13 protein-coding genes are annotated in these 16691 nt (G+C 64.0%); 10 read left to right on the top strand and 3 right to left on the bottom strand.

Annotated features, from left to right (window positions below):
• Positions 1–130: 130 nt before the first annotated feature.
• Positions 131–1222 (bottom strand): substrate-binding domain-containing protein, encoded by a 1092-nt coding sequence (locus AACX99_RS01185; protein ID WP_339409023.1) that lies wholly within the window; start codon positions 1220–1222, stop codon positions 131–133.
• 183 nt (positions 1223–1405) lie between these two features.
• Here AACX99_RS01185 and AACX99_RS01180 point away from each other — a divergent pair, with 183 nt between their 5' ends.
• From AACX99_RS01180 to fdhD, 5 genes are all read left to right on the top strand, one after another.
• Positions 1406–1900 (top strand): formate dehydrogenase subunit gamma, encoded by a 495-nt coding sequence (locus AACX99_RS01180; RefSeq protein WP_339409022.1) that lies wholly within the window; start codon positions 1406–1408, stop codon positions 1898–1900.
• On the top strand, positions 1897–3468 hold the full coding sequence (locus AACX99_RS01175) for a formate dehydrogenase beta subunit (RefSeq protein ID WP_339409021.1): 1572 nt from the start codon (positions 1897–1899) through the stop codon (positions 3466–3468). The genes AACX99_RS01180 and AACX99_RS01175 overlap by 4 nt, the downstream gene beginning before the upstream one ends.
• A gap of 15 nt (positions 3469–3483) precedes the next feature.
• The gene (gene fdhF / locus AACX99_RS01170; protein WP_339409020.1) at positions 3484–6327 is read left to right on the top strand and encodes a formate dehydrogenase subunit alpha; all 2844 of its coding nucleotides are present in this window, start codon (positions 3484–3486) and stop codon (positions 6325–6327) included.
• A 34-nt stretch (positions 6328–6361) separates the two neighbouring features.
• Positions 6362–6607, top strand: a complete 246-nt coding sequence (locus AACX99_RS01165; protein WP_339409019.1) for a formate dehydrogenase subunit delta — start codon at positions 6362–6364, stop codon at positions 6605–6607.
• A gap of 148 nt (positions 6608–6755) precedes the next feature.
• The gene (gene fdhD, locus AACX99_RS01160) at positions 6756–7580 is read left to right on the top strand and encodes a formate dehydrogenase accessory sulfurtransferase FdhD (protein ID WP_339409018.1); all 825 of its coding nucleotides are present in this window, start codon (positions 6756–6758) and stop codon (positions 7578–7580) included.
• 63 nt (positions 7581–7643) lie between these two features.
• Here fdhD and yrfG read toward each other — a convergent pair whose 3' ends face one another.
• Positions 7644–8306 (bottom strand): GMP/IMP nucleotidase, encoded by a 663-nt coding sequence (gene yrfG / locus AACX99_RS01155; RefSeq protein ID WP_339409017.1) that lies wholly within the window; start codon positions 8304–8306, stop codon positions 7644–7646.
• 133 nt (positions 8307–8439) lie between these two features.
• Here yrfG and nudE point away from each other — a divergent pair, with 133 nt between their 5' ends.
• Positions 8440–9006 carry an ADP compounds hydrolase NudE gene (nudE, locus tag AACX99_RS01150; protein ID WP_339409016.1) on the top strand — a complete coding sequence of 189 codons (567 nt, stop codon included), beginning with the start codon at positions 8440–8442 and terminating at the stop codon, positions 9004–9006.
• On the top strand, positions 9003–9836 hold the full coding sequence (gene cysQ, locus AACX99_RS01145; protein WP_339409015.1) for a 3'(2'),5'-bisphosphate nucleotidase CysQ: 834 nt from the start codon (positions 9003–9005) through the stop codon (positions 9834–9836). The genes nudE and cysQ overlap by 4 nt, the downstream gene beginning before the upstream one ends.
• A gap of 172 nt (positions 9837–10008) precedes the next feature.
• On the opposite strand, the gene AACX99_RS01140 is transcribed toward cysQ, so the two are convergent.
• A complete protein-coding gene (locus tag AACX99_RS01140; protein ID WP_339409014.1) occupies positions 10009–11919 on the bottom strand; it encodes a beta-ketoacyl synthase in 1911 nt (636 codons plus the stop codon).
• Between the two features lie 243 nt (positions 11920–12162).
• Between AACX99_RS01140 and AACX99_RS01135 the strand changes: the two genes are divergently transcribed.
• From AACX99_RS01135 to AACX99_RS01125, 3 genes are all read left to right on the top strand, one after another.
• Complete coding sequence (locus AACX99_RS01135) at positions 12163–13812, top strand: acyl-CoA synthetase (protein ID WP_339409013.1); 1650 nt, start codon at positions 12163–12165, stop codon at positions 13810–13812.
• A 110-nt stretch (positions 13813–13922) separates the two neighbouring features.
• Positions 13923–14924 (top strand): extracellular solute-binding protein, encoded by a 1002-nt coding sequence (locus AACX99_RS01130; RefSeq protein ID WP_339409012.1) that lies wholly within the window; start codon positions 13923–13925, stop codon positions 14922–14924.
• A 122-nt stretch (positions 14925–15046) separates the two neighbouring features.
• Positions 15047–16663 (top strand): ABC transporter permease, encoded by a 1617-nt coding sequence (locus AACX99_RS01125; protein ID WP_339409011.1) that lies wholly within the window; start codon positions 15047–15049, stop codon positions 16661–16663.
• The last annotated feature ends 28 nt before the right edge of the window (positions 16664–16691 follow it).

Genomic DNA, 16691 nt, shown 5'->3' with positions numbered 1-16691 from the left:
TCCTATACGGAAAGCGGCAGCCCGAGAAATCGAGCATGGTATTGATCCACGCTGCACTGCCTGCGGCGAGTGGCCCTGCGAATCGCCAGAACGCCCACAGTGGCGGGATCGGGCGTTGCGCGCTTGGCGCCTACTCCAGCAGGCTCTCGCGACTCCACTGTTCCAGCGCCTGGGCGAGCGGCAGCACCTCGCCGGGGCGGCTCAGGGCGTAACCCGGCAACTGGCCGATGCGCGCCTGGAATTCCGGGTGTTGCAACACCTCGAGCAGGGCGCCCATGGCCGGCAGCGCCAGGCTGTCCTGATGGCAGAGCAAACAGTAGTGTTCGCGGGCCATGGGGATAAAGGCCAGGCCGAACATGCGTGCCGCCGCTTCGACGCCGAAACCGACATCGGCCATGCCACTGGCGACGTAGGCGGCCACCGCGGCGTGGGTGTATTCCTCGTTATGGAAACCGTCGATGTTGGCGCTGTCGATCTGCGCCTGTTGCAACAGGCTTTCCAACAGCATGCGCGTGCCCGAGCCCTGCTCGCGGTTGACCAGGCGCAGGCCGCTGCGCTGCAGGTCGGCCAGACCACTGATGGCCAGCGGATTGCCGGGGGCGAGGATCAGGCCCTGGGTGCGCACGACGAAGGTAATTACCCGGTGCTCGTCACGCAGCCAGGGCTGGATGCGCGCCATGCTCAGGTTGCCCAGCGGCCCGGACGGCACGTGCAGGCCGGCCAGGTCGCAGTCGCGGCGTTGCAGCGAGAGCATCGCCTCGACGCCGCTGCGAAACTGCAGCTCCCACTGCCAGCGGCTGTCCTGTTCCAGCCATTCGCGCAGCGCCGCCACGGCGAAGCCATGGCTGGCGTGGATGCGCAGGCCGGGACGGGTTTCCTGCAGCGCGCGGTTAAGCTCGATCTCCAGCTCGCCGGCGAGGTTGTCCAGCTGCGGGGTCAGGCGTGCGCGGATGCGTTGGTCGGCGCGCAGCAGTTTTTCCCCGAGGCTGGTGAGGTGCGCGCCCTTGCCGCGCTGCAGCTCGATCAGCGGGCTGCCGAAGAACGCCTGCCACTTGCCCAGCAGATTCCAGGCATGCCGGTAGGAGTAGCCGCTGCGGGCGGCGGCCTCGGTCAATTTGCCGCTGTCGTGGACGTTTTGCAGCAGGCTCATGCCCTGGGGATCGAGGCTGCTGCCATCGGTTTGGTGAAAGCGCCAATGCGGTTGAATCTCGATACGGATCATATGCTATCTGCTTCATATTTGATGCGGTGTAAGTGCATGTTAGCTTGGCTGCACGTGATTTACATGCCCTGCAAATAAGAACTCAATTTCATATGTTGTGCGCCTGATAGGTCGCCCAATCACTGGCCGGACACGTTCGGCGGTGATTGGCAGTCCCCAGCACAACGGCCGGAGCCTCGAAACATGGCCAAGCTTGCCCCGCATACCGATCTTGCGCAGTACCAGACTGTCACCCGCGAGGTGCTGGCGGCGCATCGCGACGAACCGGGCGCGCTGCTGCCCATTCTTCACGACATCCAGGATCGTCTTGGCGCGGTGCCGCCCGAGGTGCTGCCGCTGATCGCCGAGGACCTCTGTCTGTCGCGTGCCGAGGTGCACGGGGTGGTCAGCTTCTACCATGATTTTCGCGCCAGCCCGCCGGGGCGTGTGCACCTCAAGCTGTGCCAGGCCGAGGCCTGCCAGTCGATGGGCGCCAAGGCGCTGACCCATGAGCTGCAGGAGAAGCTCGGCCTGCAACTGGGCGAGACCCGCGCCGACGGCAGCCTGACCCTGGAGGCGGTGTACTGCCTGGGCAACTGCGCCTGTGCGCCGAGCGCCTTGCTCAATGGTGAGCTGCACGGTCGGGTCGATGCCGAGGATCTGCTGGAGTTGTTGGAAGAACAGGAGGCGCGGCTATGAGTTCGCCCATCACCGTTTATGTGCCGCGCGACGCCAGCGCCATCAGCCTGGGTGCCGACCGGGTGGCCCGGGCCATAGTCGCCGAGGCTGCTGCGCGCAATATCGAGGTGCGCCTGGTGCGCAACGGTTCGCGCGGGTTGTTCTGGCTAGAGCCGCTGGTCGAGGTCGCCACCGCGGCTGGGCGTGTGGCCTATGCCTCGGTCAAGGCCCGCGACGTTGCTGGATTGTTCGACGCCGATTTCCTCGACGGCGGGGAGCATCCGCTGGCGCTCGGCCTGACCGAGGAGATCGACTACCTCAAGCGTCAGCAGCGCCTGACCTTCGCCCGCGCCGGGATCACCGATCCGCTGTCGCTGGCTGACTATATCGCTCACGACGGCTATCGCGGCCTCAGGCGTGCGCTGGAAATCGGCTCTGAGGCGATCATCGCCGAAGTGCTCGACTCCGGCCTACGCGGGCGCGGTGGCGCGGCTTTCCCCACCGGGATCAAGTGGCGCACCGTGGCCGGCTGCGAGGCTGCGCAGAAATACATCGTCTGTAACGCCGACGAGGGCGATTCCGGCACCTTCTCCGACCGCATGGTGATGGAGGACGACCCCTTCGTGCTGATTGAGGGCATGACCATCGCCGCCCTGGCCGTCGGGGCCACCGAGGGCTATATCTACCTGCGCTCGGAATACCCGCATGCCGAGGCGGCGCTCAAGGCGACCATCGCCACGGCCTATGCCGAGGGCTATCTGGGCGACGACATCCTCGGCAGCGGTCAGCGTTTCCATCTGCACCTGCGCCGCGGTGCCGGGGCCTATGTCTGCGGTGAGGAAACCTCGCTGCTGGAAAGCCTCGAAGGCAAGCGCGGCGAGGTGCGGCCCAAGCCGCCGCTGCCGGCCATCGAGGGCCTGTTCGGCCAGCCGACGGTGATCAACAACGTGATCTCCCTGGCCTCGGTGCCGATCATCCTCGACAAGGGCGGCGCCTACTACCGCGACTTCGGCATGGGCCGCTCCCTTGGCACCTTGCCGATCCAGCTGACCGGCAACATCGCCCGCGGCGGCCTGATCGAACTGGCCTTCGGCATCACCCTGCGCGAACTGCTCTACGACTACGGCGGCGGTTCGGCCACGGGCCGGCCGATCCGCGCGGTGCAGGTCGGCGGCCCGCTGGGTGCCTACCTGCCCGAGTCGCAATTCGACACGCCGCTGGACTACGAGGCCTTCGCTGCGCTGGGCGCGGTGCTCGGCCACGGCGGCATCGTGGTGTTCGACGACAGCGTCGATATGGCCGACATGGCGCGCTACGCCATGGAGTTCTGCGCCATTGAATCCTGCGGCAAGTGCACGCCCTGCCGGATCGGCTCGACCCGCGGCGAAGAGCTGCTCGAACAGATCATCGTGGCCCGTTCCGAAGGCCCGCAGCCGGGACGCATCGAGCTGCTCAAGAGCCTCTGCGACACCATGCTCGGTGCCTCGCTCTGCGCCCTCGGCGGCATGACGCCTTACCCGGTGCTGAGTGCCATCAATCATTTTCCCGAGGACTTCGGGGCGCCTTCCGACGCCACCGAAGCCCGCTGATCCGGAGACGCCCCCATGGCCCTGTTTCGTGAACTCGACTACGGAACCCCCGCCCGCACCGGCGCTCCGGTAACGGTGGAAATCGATGGCACCGCCATCACCGTGCCAGCTGGCACCTCGGTGATGCGCGCCGCGCAAGAAGCGGGCATTTCGGTGCCCAAGCTGTGCGCCAGCGACAGCCTGGAGCCGTTCGGCTCGTGCCGCCTGTGCACCGTGGAAATCGAAGGCCGGCGCGGTTATCCGGCGTCCTGCACCACCCCGGTGGAGCCGGGCATGAAGGTGCGCACGCAGAGCCCGAAACTCGCCGAACTGCGCCGCGGCACCATGGAGCTGTATATCTCCGATCACCCGCTGGACTGCCTGACCTGCTCGGCCAACGGCAACTGCGAGTTGCAGGACATGGCCGGCGTGGTCGGCCTGCGCGAGGTGCGTTACGACCCGGTGAAGACCCACCTGGCCGAGGCCAAGGACGAATCCAACCCCTATTTCACCTTCGACCCGGCCAAGTGCATCGTCTGCAACCGCTGCGTGCGCGCCTGCGAAGAAGTGCAGGGCACCTTCGCCCTGACCATCAGCGGCCGTGGCTTCGACTCGCAGGTCAGCGCCGGGCAGAACGAAGACTTCCTCGACTCCGAGTGCGTGTCCTGCGGCGCCTGCGTGCAGGCCTGCCCGACCGCCACACTGATGGAAAAGTCGGTGATCGAGATGGGCCAGGCCGAGCGCAGCGTGACCACCACCTGCGCCTATTGCGGCGTCGGTTGCTCGTTCAAGGCCGAGATCAAGGGCAACGAAGTGGTGCGCATGGTGCCGAACAAGGACGGCCACGCCAACCATGGACACTCCTGCGTCAAGGGCCGTTTCGCCTGGGGTTACGCCACCCACCCGGATCGCATCGCCGCGCCGATGATCCGTGAAAGCATCCATGACGCCTGGCGCACGGTGAGCTGGGACGAGGCGATCGCCTACACCGCTCAGCGTTTCAAGGATATCCAAGCGAAGTACGGCCGCAATTCGGTCGGCGGCCTGACCTCCTCGCGCTGCACCAACGAAGAGGCCTACCTGGTGCAGAAACTGGTGCGCGCCGCCTTCGGCAACAACAACGTCGACACCTGCGCGCGGGTCTGCCATTCGCCGACCGGCTACGGCCTCAAGGTCACCCTCGGCGAATCCGCCGGCACCCAGGATTTCGACTCGGTGCTGGCCGCCGACGTGGTGCTGGTTATCGGTGCCAACCCCACCGACGGCCACCCGGTGTTCGGCTCGCAGCTCAAGCGCCGCCTGCGTGAGGGTGCCAAACTGATCGTCGCCGACCCGCGCGGCATCGACTTGGTGCGCGGCCCGCACGTCAAGGCCGACCATCACCTGCAGTTGCGCCCGGGCAGCAACGTCGCCCTGCTCAATAGCCTGGCCCATGTGATCGTCACTGAAAGTCTGGTCAACGAGGCCTTCGTCGCCGAGCGCTGCGAGGGCGAGGCCTTCGAACAATGGCGCGCCTTCGTCGCCGAGCCGCGGCATAGCCCCGAGGCCATGGCAGAGCTGACCGGCGTGCCGGCCGCCAGCGTACGCGCCGCGGCGCGCCTGTACTCCACCGGCGGCAACGCGGCGATCTACTACGGCCTGGGCGTGACCGAGCACAGCCAGGGTTCCTCGACCGTGATGGCGATCGCCAACCTGGCCATGGCCACTGGCAATATCGGCCGCGCCGGCGTGGGCGTGAACCCGCTGCGCGGGCAGAACAACGTGCAGGGCTCCTGCGACATGGGTTCCTTCCCCCATGAACTGCCCGGCTACCGCCACGTCTCCGATGCGCAGGCGCGGGCACAGTTCGAACAATCCTGGGGCGTCAGCCTGCTCGATGAGCCGGGTCTGCGCATCCCCAATATGCTGGCCGCCGCGCATGCCGGCACCTTCAAGGGCATCTACATTCAGGGCGAGGATCCGGCGCAGTCCGACCCGGACACCCAGCACGTCACCGATGCGCTCAAGGCCATGGAGTGCGTGGTGGTGCAGGACCTGTTCCTCAACGAAACCGCCAAGTTCGCCCATGTATTCCTGCCCGGTGCTTCCTTCCTGGAGAAGAACGGCACCTTCACCAACGCCGAGCGACGCATCTCGCCGGTGCGCAAGGTGATGCCGGCGCTGGCTGGCAAGGAAGACTGGGAAGTGACGGTGGCGCTGTCCAACGCCCTCGGCTACCCGATGAACTACACGCACCCGTCGCAAATCATGGACGAGATCGCCAGCCTGACCCCGACCTTCACCGGGGTCAGCTACGCCAAGCTCGACCGTATGGGCAGCATCCAGTGGCCGTGCAACGACGACGCGCCGGACGGTACGCCGATCATGCACGAGGACGCCTTCGTGCGCGGCAAGGGCCGCTTTATGGTCACCGAGTACATCCCGACCGAGGAGCGTACCTCGCGCAAGCGCCCGCTGATCCTGACCACCGGGCGCATCCTCTCGCAGTACAACGTCGGCGCGCAGACCCGGCGTACCGCCAACGGCGCCTGGCATGCCGAGGACCGTTTGGAGATCCATCCGGTGGATGCCGAGGACCGCGGGATCAACGACGGCGACTGGGTGTCGATCAACAGCCGCGCCGGCGAGACGGCGATGCGCGCGATCATCACCGAGCGGGTGCAGCCGGGGATTGTTTACACCACCTTCCATCACCCGGAGTCCGGCGCCAACGTGATCACCACCGACAACTCCGACTGGGCCACCAACTGCCCGGAATACAAGGTCACCGCCGTGCAGATCAGCAAGGTCGAGGCGCCGTCGCAGTGGCAGAATGAGTTCCAGGCCTTCACCCACGAGCAGCTCGACCTGCTGCCGCAGATCAAGGTGGTGCAGCTATGATCACGGCCCTGCCTTGGAGGATTGCCAAATGGGCATGAACGCCACACAACTGATCAAGATGGCCAACCAGATCGGTGCCTTCTTCGCCTCCCAGCCCGATCCGCAGCAGGCGCAGGACGACTTCGCCCTGCACCTCAAGCGCCAGTGGGACCCGCAGATGCGCACCGCGCTCTGTGCCCATCTGGATGCCTGCGGCGGCGAAGGGCTGAGCGCCTTTGTGCTCGAGGCGATGCAAACCCATCGCCAACAGCTCGAACCGCTGGCCGCACGAGCAGTGTAGGGTGCGCTGTGCGCACCAGACAGCCGCAACCATGAAGTCCCGGTTCGGCGTAGGGCGGATGACGCTCTTTTCATCCACCATTGCAGCACCACGGTGGATCGGTAAAGCGTGATCCACCCTACGCTTCATCGCGAGGAATCCGCATCACATGTCACACCGTGCTCCCCGTCCGCTCGCCGATGATCGCGCCGCCCACCCGGCGCAGGACGCCTATGCCTATGTCGAACTGGATCAGGCCGAGCAGGTCGGCAGCGCCATGCTGGCCGAGGAATGCGCCCTGGCGATCGCCTACAACGGCATCAGTTATGCGGTGATGATGGTCTCGCCATCGGCTATCGAGGACTTTGTGGTCGGCTTTAGCCTGAGCAGCGCGGTGGTCGATAGCGTCGAGGATATCTATGACATCCGCGTCACGCGCCGCGGCGACGCCCTCAACGCCGAGGTGCAGATCAGCAATCGGGCGTTCTGGGCGCTCAAGCAGCAGCGTCGGCAGCTGGCCGGCACCAGCGGTTGCGGCCTGTGTGGGGTGGCGGCGCTGGAGCAGGCGCTACCGCAACTCACAGCGCTGTCAGCCAGCCCGCTGCCGCCGGCCGCACATTTGCGTGAGCTGCGCGCGCGCATTGCCAGCGTGCAGAGCCTGGCGCGCCACAGCGGCGCCCTGCATGCCGCGCTGTACGTCGATCCGCTCGGCGAAATCGGCCTGTGCCGCGAGGATATCGGCCGGCACAACGCCCTGGACAAGTTGATCGGCGCCCTGCACCAGCAAGGCCTTAGCGCGCGCCAAGGTTTCGTGGTGATCACCAGCCGCTGCAGCCTGGAGCTGATTCACAAGGCGGTGCGCGGCGAGTTCGCCACCCTGGTCAGCCTCTCGGCACCGACCAACCTCAGTGTGCGCTGGGCGCGCGAGCACCGGCTCAACCTGATCCACCTGCCGCATCACAGCGCGCCGCGGGTCTACAGCCCGGCGAGATAGCCAGTAGCCCGGATGCCATCCGGGGAAGATGCCAGGCTGATAAAGCTCGCGGCTTCCAGCCGGCTACAGGTTTTGCAGTAACGCCCGGTAATCCTCGACCGCAGCAAACTCCTCGGTGTCTTTCGGCCCCGCCTGGCTATCGGGCTGGCGCACGGCGAGCAGCTGGCCGACGCCAAAGCGCCCGGCGCTGCGCAGAATTGGCAGGCTGTCGTCGATAAACAGACTGCGCGCCGGGTTGAAGTTGATGTCCTGCTGCAGGGCGTGCCAGAACTGCTGGTCTTCCTTGGGGAAACCGTAGTCGTGGGAGCTGATCAACCGGTCGAAATAAGGCGCCAGCTCGATCCGCTCCAGTTTCAGCGACAGCGAATCGCGGTGTGCATTGGTGATCAGCACCACCTGTTTGCCGGCGTGGCGCAGGGCCTGGATAAAGGTGTCGGCATCCGGGCGCAGGGCGATCAGGTGCGCCACTTCGCGCTTGAGGTCGCGAATCGACAGGTTCAGCTCGCGGCTCCAGAAATCCGTGCAGTACCAGTTGAGCGTGCCGGCATGCTCGCGGAACAGCGGCAGCAGCTCGGCTTCGGCCAGCGCACGGCTGACGCCATGATGCTCGGCATAGCGCTGCGGCAGGTGCTGCAACCAGAAGTGGTTGTCGAAGTGCAGGTCGAGCAGGGTGCCGTCCATATCCAGCAGGACGGTGTCGATGGCGTTCCAGGGCAACGAGGGCATGCGCAGTTCTTCGGGCTGATGCGTAGGGCGTCGCGATTTGCGCCTTGGGCGTCGTGATCGCGCAATCTCCTACGCAGATAATAGGAAAAGCCGCGTTATGATAACCCGCTATGTCCTGCCCAGGAGCCGCCCCATGCGTCAGAAACCCACCGTACTCGCTCGCGAAATCGTCGCCAGCAGCCGCCTGTTCCGTGTCGAGGAGCTGCAGCTGCGCTTCAGCAACGGCGTGGAACGCACCTATGAGCGATTGGTGGGCAAGGGTTCAGGTTATGGCGCGGTGATGGTGGTGGCGATGGTCGATAACGAGCACGCGCTGCTGGTCGAGGAATATTGCGGCGGCACCGATGACTACCAGTTGTCGCTGCCCAAGGGCCTGATCGAACCGGGCGAGGACGTGCTGGAAGCGGCCAACCGCGAGCTAAAGGAAGAAGCCGGCTTTGGCGCGCAGCATATGGAACTGCTGGCCGAGCTAAGCCTGTCGCCGGGTTATATGAGCCAGAAGATTCAGGTGGTATTGGCCTCGGGGTTATATGAAGAACGCCTGCCGGGCGATGAGCCGGAGCCGATGCGCGTCGACAAGACCAGCCTGCGCGAGCTGTCTAGCCTGATCCAGCATCCGCAATTTACCGAAGGCCGCGCCCTGGCTGCGCTGTACCTGGCCCGTGATGTGCTGACTCAGCGTGGGATCTTTAAACAATGAGCCAAGCCACGAGCCATCCTCTGATTCCTGCAGTCATCGAATTGGTCCGTGAAGCTGGTGCTGCGACGCTGCCGTATTGGCGCACCGATGTGACGGTTAATGAAAAAGCCGATGCCTCGCCGGTTACAGCCGCCGATCTGGCCGCGCACCATATTCTTAATGACGGCCTGCTGGCACTCGTCCCAGATATCCCCGTGCTTTCTGAAGAGGCGGCCGATATCGCGATGAGCGAGCGCGAGCATTGGAACCGTTGGTGGCTGGTCGATCCGCTGGATGGCACCAAGGAGTTTATTGCCGGCAGCGAAGAGTTCACCGTCAACGTCGCGTTGATCGAGCAAGGCCGTGTGGTTTTTGGCGTGGTCGGCATCCCGGCCACCGGCCAGTGCTATTACGGCGGCGCCGGTCTGGGCGCCTGGCGAGAGGATAAAGCGGGCAAGGCTGAGCCGATCAGCGTGCGTCTGGCCCCGCAGGAGGCCTTTACCCTGGTGGCCAGTCGGCGTCATTCCAGCCCCGCGCAGGAGGCGCTGCTGGCCGGCTTGAGTGAGCGCTTTGGGGATCTGCAACTGGCCAGTGTCGGCAGCTCGCTGAAGTTCTGCCAGCTGGCCGAAGGCAACGCCGATTGCTACCCGCGCTTGGCACCGACCTCACAGTGGGACACTGCTGCGGCGCAGGGTGTGCTGGAAGGGGCGGGTGGTGAAGTGCTGACGCTCAAGGGCGAGGCACTGACCTATGAGGCGCGCGAATCCTTGCTAAACCCGTACTTTCTGGCGCTGCCGGCGGCTGCCGCCTGGCGCGCCGAACTGATTCAGCTGGCCCGCGCGCTGGATTAAGCAGCGGGCCGTTTGGCTTGGATGATGGGTATCGCTTCGCTCAACCCATCCTACGTAGTTGGATAAACCGGCGGCATAAAACTGTAGGAGCGGGCCATGCCCGCGATGGGCTTGGTCGCGGGCATGGAACTAGGCGTTCCCTCCGCTCCTACAAATCGCATTCCGGCTTGGCTTATTCGAGCATATCGCCGTAGCGTTCGTCCTTCTTGAACACCAGCGGCTGGGCGAAGCCCGGCACCTTGATTTGCTCGCAGTTGATCTCGATCTGCTGGTCGTCGATCAGGTCGTTGCCGAAGTTATAGATGATCCCCAAATCCCCCAGCAGTGCTTGCGCGTCGTAGGCTTGGGCGGTGGCGCGGGTGGCCTCGCGGCGCTGCAGGTAGGCGGCAAACGCCGCTTCACCATGGCGTTTGCGCAGCATGCGTTCGGCCACATGCGGCGCCAGCAGCAGGGCGCTGGCGTTGTTGCCGCCAAAACCCTTGGAGTTGATAAAGCAGACGTCGAGCTGCTCGGGGGCGCGGGCGCGGTCGTTGGTGGCGAAGCTCAGGTGCTGTTGATGCACGTCTTCGGCCACGGCGTCGATGGTCTTGATCCCTGGGATGATGCCGTACTTGAAACTGCCCAGGGCGGAGATCAGCTGGTCGCCGCTGGCGGTGGCCAAGGAATGGCCGACAAAGGCTTTCACTGCGGTGACCGGCCACTGCTCGATGGCAAAGGCGCTGGCGATGCGGTCGAGAATTTCCGATTCAGTAACGCGGTTGGCCGGGGTGCTGGAGCCGTGGGCATGCACAAAGCTGCGCTCACGCACCGCATCGATGCCCAGCAGTTGCACGGCGCTGGCCACCGCCTTGGCCACGGTCAGGTAGTTGCCCGGACCAGGGGCGGAAATGGATTTCTTGAAGCCGTCGGCGTTGATAAACACATCCGGCACCGCGCCGTGGATATCCGCGCCCAGCTCCAGGGCCAGGGCGTCGTCCATCAGCACCACGAACTGGCAGGCTTCGGCCAGGGTAAAGCCGCAGTTCTCGCCAAATGGGCGGCTGGCACGGCGGAAATCGACCTGTTCATTGCCTTCGATCTGCCGTAGGCCATCTTCGGTGGCCAGCGCGCCCATGGCGCCGTAGCCCTCGATGCATTCCTGATTGATTGGCGCTTCGCTGTTGCCGACGATGGCCACCCGCGCCTTACCCGAACTGATCAGTTCTATGCCTTTCTGCAGGTTATAAAGGAAGGTGGCGCATGCCCCGGTGACGCTGCCGGTGGTGCCGACGCTGCCCAGTACATAGGCGTTGATAAAGTCCGCCGGCATGGTGTTCAGGCCCAGGGCCAGCTGTTTGGCGGTGACACGTCCGCCCTTGAGGCGCGACTGCATCAGGCCGCCAAAGCCGTTTTCATCCAGCTGACTCATGATGCTGCCGGCGAACACCGCGACTTCATCGGGGGCCACGTGCTGCATGATGGTCTGCCAGTCGATGCCGGTGGCGCGCAGCGCGTCGGTGACGCCGACTATGGTCATGGCCAGGCCGCGCGGATGGAAGCGCGCGTTGTACAGCTCGCTCGGCTCAAAGCCGCTGGGCAGCTGCCCGGCGGATTTCACCGGCAGGGTGCGGTAGCTGTCGACCTTGAATTCGCAGTTGTCGTGCAGGGTTACCAGCACTTCGCTGGCGTTCAGCTCGTCCACTGTCCAATCCGACGGCAGTGGGTCCGGCAGGTGTTTACGCAGGGTGATAAAACTCAGCGGTTGACCGGCGGTGGCGCTGATATCGATGGTTTTCTGCCAGTGCGCGGCGTCGACATCCAAGTGTTGCTTCTCGATCCGGCGCACCAGGGTCGAAGCGAGAATCTGCTCGGCGAAGCGGCTGTCGATCTCGGCCAGGCTCAGGCTGTTACCTTCATTGTCCTGATAGCTACCGTCGAACACCTTGACCAGTTTCATCATTACCGCCAGACCGGCCAGGGTCTGCTGACGTGCGGAGGTGTCCATGGATTCGATCACGGTACGGCGGAAGCCATGGTGAAACGAGCTGCGCCCGGCCGCGTTATAGCCACCAAAACCAACGATCACAGGTAAGCGTGAGGTCACTCGATAACTCCTTGAAAAGAGGGCGCCAGACAAGCCGAGATAAAGCTATGGAGGCTTGTCACACAGGCTGGAGCGCTCTGCGGCGGTTATTGCACCGCAATTAAGCAACCAGCATGGCTGTTCGGATGCCTATGCTGACGTGATTGCTGACTTGCAAGTCACGGTTTCGACCAAGGTAGCGCATCGCTAAAACCTTACGACTGTTATGGTCTCTGCGTATAAAGACCCAGCTGGAGAACAACAATGCACAGCGTCAATCCATACGAGTACGGCATGCCCCGCGATGCGGCAAATTTTCAGGCACTCAGCCCGCTGAGCTTTCTTGAGCGCGCCGCCAGCGTCTATCCGCAGCGCCTGGCGCTGATCAATGGCAGCCTGCGCCAGACCTGGGGTGAAACCTACAGCCGCAGTATTCGTCTGGCCTCGGCCCTGGCCCAGCGCGGCATCGGCCTGGGCGACACGGTGGCGGTGATCGCGCCCAACGGCCCGGCGATGTTCGAAGCGCACTTCGGCGTGCCGATGTGTGGTGCGGTGCTGAATGCCATCAACACCCGTCTGGATGCCGAAGCCATCGCTTTTATCCTGCAGCATGGCGAGGCCAAGGTGCTGCTGGTGGACAAGGAGTTCGGCGAGCTGGCCCAGCGCGTGGTCGGCCACCTGCCGCAGCCGCCGCTGGTGATTGGCATCGACGACCCAGAATATGCCGAAGGTCTGCTGATCGGTCAGCTGGAGTACGAGGCGCTGCTGGCCGAAGGTGACCCGGACTACCCCTGGCAGTTGCCCGCCGATGAGTGGCAGGCGATCTCCCTCAATTACACCTCCGGCACCACCGGTAACCCCAAGGGCGTGGTGTATCACCACCGTGGCGCACACCTGAATGCGCTGTCCAACGCCATGTGCTGGGACATGAGCCGCTTCCCGGTGTACCTGTGGACGCTGCCGATGTTCCACTGCAATGGCTGGTGCTTCCCCTGGGCGCTGGCCGCCTATGTCGGGGTTAACGTGTGTCTGCGCCATGTGCGCGCCGAGGCCATCTACCCGGCGATTGCCGAGCATGGCGTCGACCATTTCTGCGGTGCGCCCATCGTGCTGAATATGCTGGCTAACGCCGATGAGGCGCTGAAAGCGCTGAAGACCCAGCCGGTGAAAGTGCTCACCGCCGGTGCCGCGCCACCCGCGGCAGTGATCGAAGCCATGGAGGCGCTGGAGTTCCGCGTCACCCACGTCTACGGCTTGACCGAAACCTACGGCCCCAGCGTCGCCTGCGAGTGGAAAGCCGAGTGGGACAGTGAAAGCCCGGAGCAGCGCGCGCGGCTCAAATCCCGCCAGGGCGTGCGTGCGCCGCTGCTCGACGGCCTGATGGTGGCCGACCCGGATACCCTGCAACCGGTGCCGAAAGATGGCCAGACCATCGGCGAGATCATGATGCGCGGCAACGTGGTGATGAAGGGCTACCTGAAAAACCCATCGGCCACTGCCGAAGCCTTTGCCGGAGGCTGGTTCCACTCCGGCGACCTGGCGGTATGGCATGCCGATGGTTATGTGGAGATCAAGGATCGCAGCAAGGACATCATCATCTCCGGCGGCGAGAACATCTCATCCATCGAGGTGGAAGACGTGCTGTATCGCCATCCGCTGATACTCGAAGCCGCCGTGGTGGCCATGGCCCACGCCAAATGGGGCGAAACGCCGTGCGCCTTCGTCACCCTTAAGCCGGGTGCCGAGCTGACCGCCGAGGAGGTGATCGCCTTCTGTCAGCAGCGCATGGCGCGTTTCAAGGTGCCGGGTTGCGTGGTGTTCACCAGCCTGCCGAAAACCAGCACCGGCAAGGTGCAGAAGTTTGTCTTGCGTGAGCAGGCCAAGCAGTTGGCCGCGCAGCAGGCGGTGGCATAAGCAGGGTTGAAGGCACTTGTTACAGGTTTAAATGAATAGCGAGTTGAGAACCTAAATACCATTCACTACTATTTGGCACCTTAACTCGTCTATACAAAGAGGCAATCTCCATGCAGGTCAGCAAAGGTTTGTTCGCCGCACTCTCTCTCACTGCGTTGGCTAGCACCGCACAGGCCGCTGATGAGGTGGTGGTTTACTCCGCACGTATCGACGAGCTGATCAAGCCGGTGTTCGATGCCTACACCGCTAAGACCGGTGTGCCGGTGAAATTCATCACTGACAAGGAAGCACCGCTGCTGGCGCGCCTGAAGGCTGAGGGGGCCAATACTCCGGCCGACATGTTGATCACTGTGGACGCTGGTAACCTCTGGCAAGCCGAGCAAGAAGGCGTACTGCAACCGACCAAATCCGAAGTGATCACGGCCAATATTCCAGCTCAGTACCGCTCCAGCACCGACAGCTGGACCGGTCTGTCGCTGCGCGCGCGGACCATTTTCTACTCCACCGAGCGGGTTAAACCGAGCGAGCTGAGCACCTATGAAGCCCTGGCCGACAAAAACTGGGAAGGCCGCCTGTGCCTGCGTACCAGCAAGAAGGTTTACAACCAGTCGCTGACTGCCACCCTGATCGAAACCCATGGCGCGGCCAAAACCGAAGAAATCGTCAAGGGCTGGGTCAACAACCTGGCCACTGACGTGTTCGCCGATGACACTGCGCTGCTGCAGGCCATCGATGCCGGACAGTGCGATGTGGGTATTACCAATACCTACTACTACGGTCGCCTGCACAAGCAGCAGCCTGACCTGAAAGTTAAGCCGTACTGGCCGAACCAGAACGACCGTGGCGTGCACGTCAACCTGGCCGGGGCCGGTGTGACCAAGCACGCCCCGCATGCAGAAGCTGCGCAGAAGCTATTGGAGTGGATGACCACTGCCGAAGCCCAGGCGATTTTCGCCGGCGTCAACCAGGAGTACCCGGCCAACCCGGCGGTTGCACCATCCGACGAAGTCGCGGCTTGGGGCACTTTCAAAGCTGACTCGATCGCCACCGAAGTGGCCGGCAAGCGCCAGGCTGAAGCCACCATGCTGATGGATCGCGCTGGCTGGAACTAAGCCAGGGCTAAGCCGGCAGGTGGAAAAGCCGTCACGGTTTTCCACCCTGCAACGCGCTGGCTTTATACTGCCGACGCCCCGCCTTTGCGGGGCGTTGTCTTTTCCGCTGTAGAGGACTCTGCGTGGCCCATCCCGCCCAGCGCCGCTGGTACCCCATCGCCTTTGCCGTTGCCTTGCTGGTGCTGCTGCCGCTGAGCGTGCTGATGTTTAGCTGGCACGAGGTCGACCAGCAGATCTGGGCGCACCTGTGGCAAACCCAGTTGCCGCGTCTGCTCGGTAATACACTGGTGCTGGTTTTTGGTGTGGGTATTGGCGTGACGTTGCTCGGTGTCAGCCTGGCCTGGCTCACCAGCCTTTGTGAATTTCCCGGCCGGCGCTGGCTGGACTGGGCGCTGATGCTGCCGTTTGCCATTCCCGCCTATGTGCTGGCGTTTGTGTTTGTCGGCCTGCTGGATTTTGCCGGCCCGCTGCAAACCTTGCTACGCGAGTGGTTCGGCAGTGATGTGCGCTTTCCCCGGGTGCGTTCCACTGGCGGGGTGATCATCGTTCTGGTGCTGGTGTTCTACCCCTACGTTTACCTGCTCGCGCGCAATGCCTTTCTGGCCCAGGGCAAGGGCCTGATGGAGGCTGCGCGGGTGCTCGGCCTGAGCCCCTGGCGCGCATTTTGGCGCGTCGCCCTGCCAATGGCGCGTCCGGCGATTGGTGCCGGTCTGGCGTTGGCAATCATGGAAACCCTGGCGGATTTCGGCGCGGTCTCGGTGTTCAACTTCGACACCTTTACCACCGCCATCTACAAGACCTGGTACAGCTTCTACAGCCTGACCAGCGCCACTCAACTGGCTAGCCTGCTGCTGCTGGCGGTGATGCTGGTGCTCTACGGCGAGCGCCGCGCTCGCGGTGCGGTACGCCCGGTGAATGAGCGGGCGCGTAGCAAGGCGCTGTATCACCTCAAGGGCGGTAAAGCGCTGGCTGCCAGCACTTGGTGCGGCCTGGTGTTCGCCTGCGGTTTTGTCATCCCGGTGCTGCAGCTGATTGTCTGGTTCTGGCAGCGCGGCCGTTTCGATCTGGATGAGCGCTACAGCGCCTTGATCCTGCACACCCTTTACCTGGGCGCGATGGCAGCACTTATCACCGTCAGCGTGGCTTTGCTGCTGGCTTTCGCGCGGCGTATGGCACCGACACGGCTGATGCGTTCGACCGTCGGTGTGGCCAACCTGGGTTATGCCCTGCCGGGCTCGATGCTGGCGGTGGCGATTATGCTGGCGTTCAGTTACCTGGACCGCGAACTGGTGATTCCACTGTCCAGCTGGCTGGGCGGTGCAGGCAAGCCGGTGCTGCTCGGCAGCCTGTCGGCGCTGCTGTTGGCTTATATGATCCGCTTTATGGCGGTGGCCTACGGCCCGTTGGAAAACAGTTTGGCACGCATCCGCCCCTCCTTACCGGAAGCCTCGCGCAGCTTGGGGGTTGGTGGCGTCGGATTGTTCTTCAAGGTGTATCTGCCCCTGCTGGTGCCGGGTGCGCTGTCGGCTGCGCTGCTGGTGTTTGTCGATGTGCTCAAGGAAATGCCCGCCACCCTGCTGATGCGCCCCTTTGGCTGGGACACGCTGTCGGTGCGAGTGTTTGAAATGACCAGTGAAGGCGAGTGGGCGCGCGCCGCGCTGCCGGCTCTGACCCTGGTGCTGGTCGGGCTGTTGCCGGTGATTCTGCTGATCCGCCGTTCGGCGCGGCGTCACGGGTAGGGTGGGTTAGCCGTGTAGCGGTGTAACC

The organism is Pseudomonas sp. EA_35y_Pfl2_R5 (genome assembly GCF_963970805.1).
In the GTDB taxonomy this organism is placed as follows: domain Bacteria; phylum Pseudomonadota; class Gammaproteobacteria; order Pseudomonadales; family Pseudomonadaceae; genus Aquipseudomonas.
The sequence above is the reverse complement of the archived record's forward strand: the minus strand, read 5'-3'. Positions and strand labels throughout refer to the sequence as shown.

What these genes read in the sequence shown, in the direction of transcription:
- AACX99_RS01185 (WP_339409023.1), bottom strand. Translation starts at nt 1,222, where the DNA reads ATGATCCGTATCGAGATTCAACCGCATTGGCGCTTTCACCAAACCGAT.
- AACX99_RS01180 (WP_339409022.1), top strand. Translation starts at nt 1,406, where the DNA reads ATGGCCAAGCTTGCCCCGCATACCGATCTTGCGCAGTACCAGACTGTC.
- AACX99_RS01175 (WP_339409021.1), top strand. Translation starts at nt 1,897, where the DNA reads ATGAGTTCGCCCATCACCGTTTATGTGCCGCGCGACGCCAGCGCCATC.
- fdhF (WP_339409020.1), top strand. Translation starts at nt 3,484, where the DNA reads ATGGCCCTGTTTCGTGAACTCGACTACGGAACCCCCGCCCGCACCGGC.
- AACX99_RS01165 (WP_339409019.1), top strand. Translation starts at nt 6,362, where the DNA reads ATGAACGCCACACAACTGATCAAGATGGCCAACCAGATCGGTGCCTTC.
- fdhD (WP_339409018.1), top strand. Translation starts at nt 6,756, where the DNA reads ATGTCACACCGTGCTCCCCGTCCGCTCGCCGATGATCGCGCCGCCCAC.
- yrfG (WP_339409017.1), bottom strand. Translation starts at nt 8,306, where the DNA reads ATGCCCTCGTTGCCCTGGAACGCCATCGACACCGTCCTGCTGGATATG.
- nudE (WP_339409016.1), top strand. Translation starts at nt 8,440, where the DNA reads ATGCGTCAGAAACCCACCGTACTCGCTCGCGAAATCGTCGCCAGCAGC.
- cysQ (WP_339409015.1), top strand. Translation starts at nt 9,003, where the DNA reads ATGAGCCAAGCCACGAGCCATCCTCTGATTCCTGCAGTCATCGAATTG.
- AACX99_RS01135 (WP_339409013.1), top strand. Translation starts at nt 12,163, where the DNA reads ATGCACAGCGTCAATCCATACGAGTACGGCATGCCCCGCGATGCGGCA.
- AACX99_RS01130 (WP_339409012.1), top strand. Translation starts at nt 13,923, where the DNA reads ATGCAGGTCAGCAAAGGTTTGTTCGCCGCACTCTCTCTCACTGCGTTG.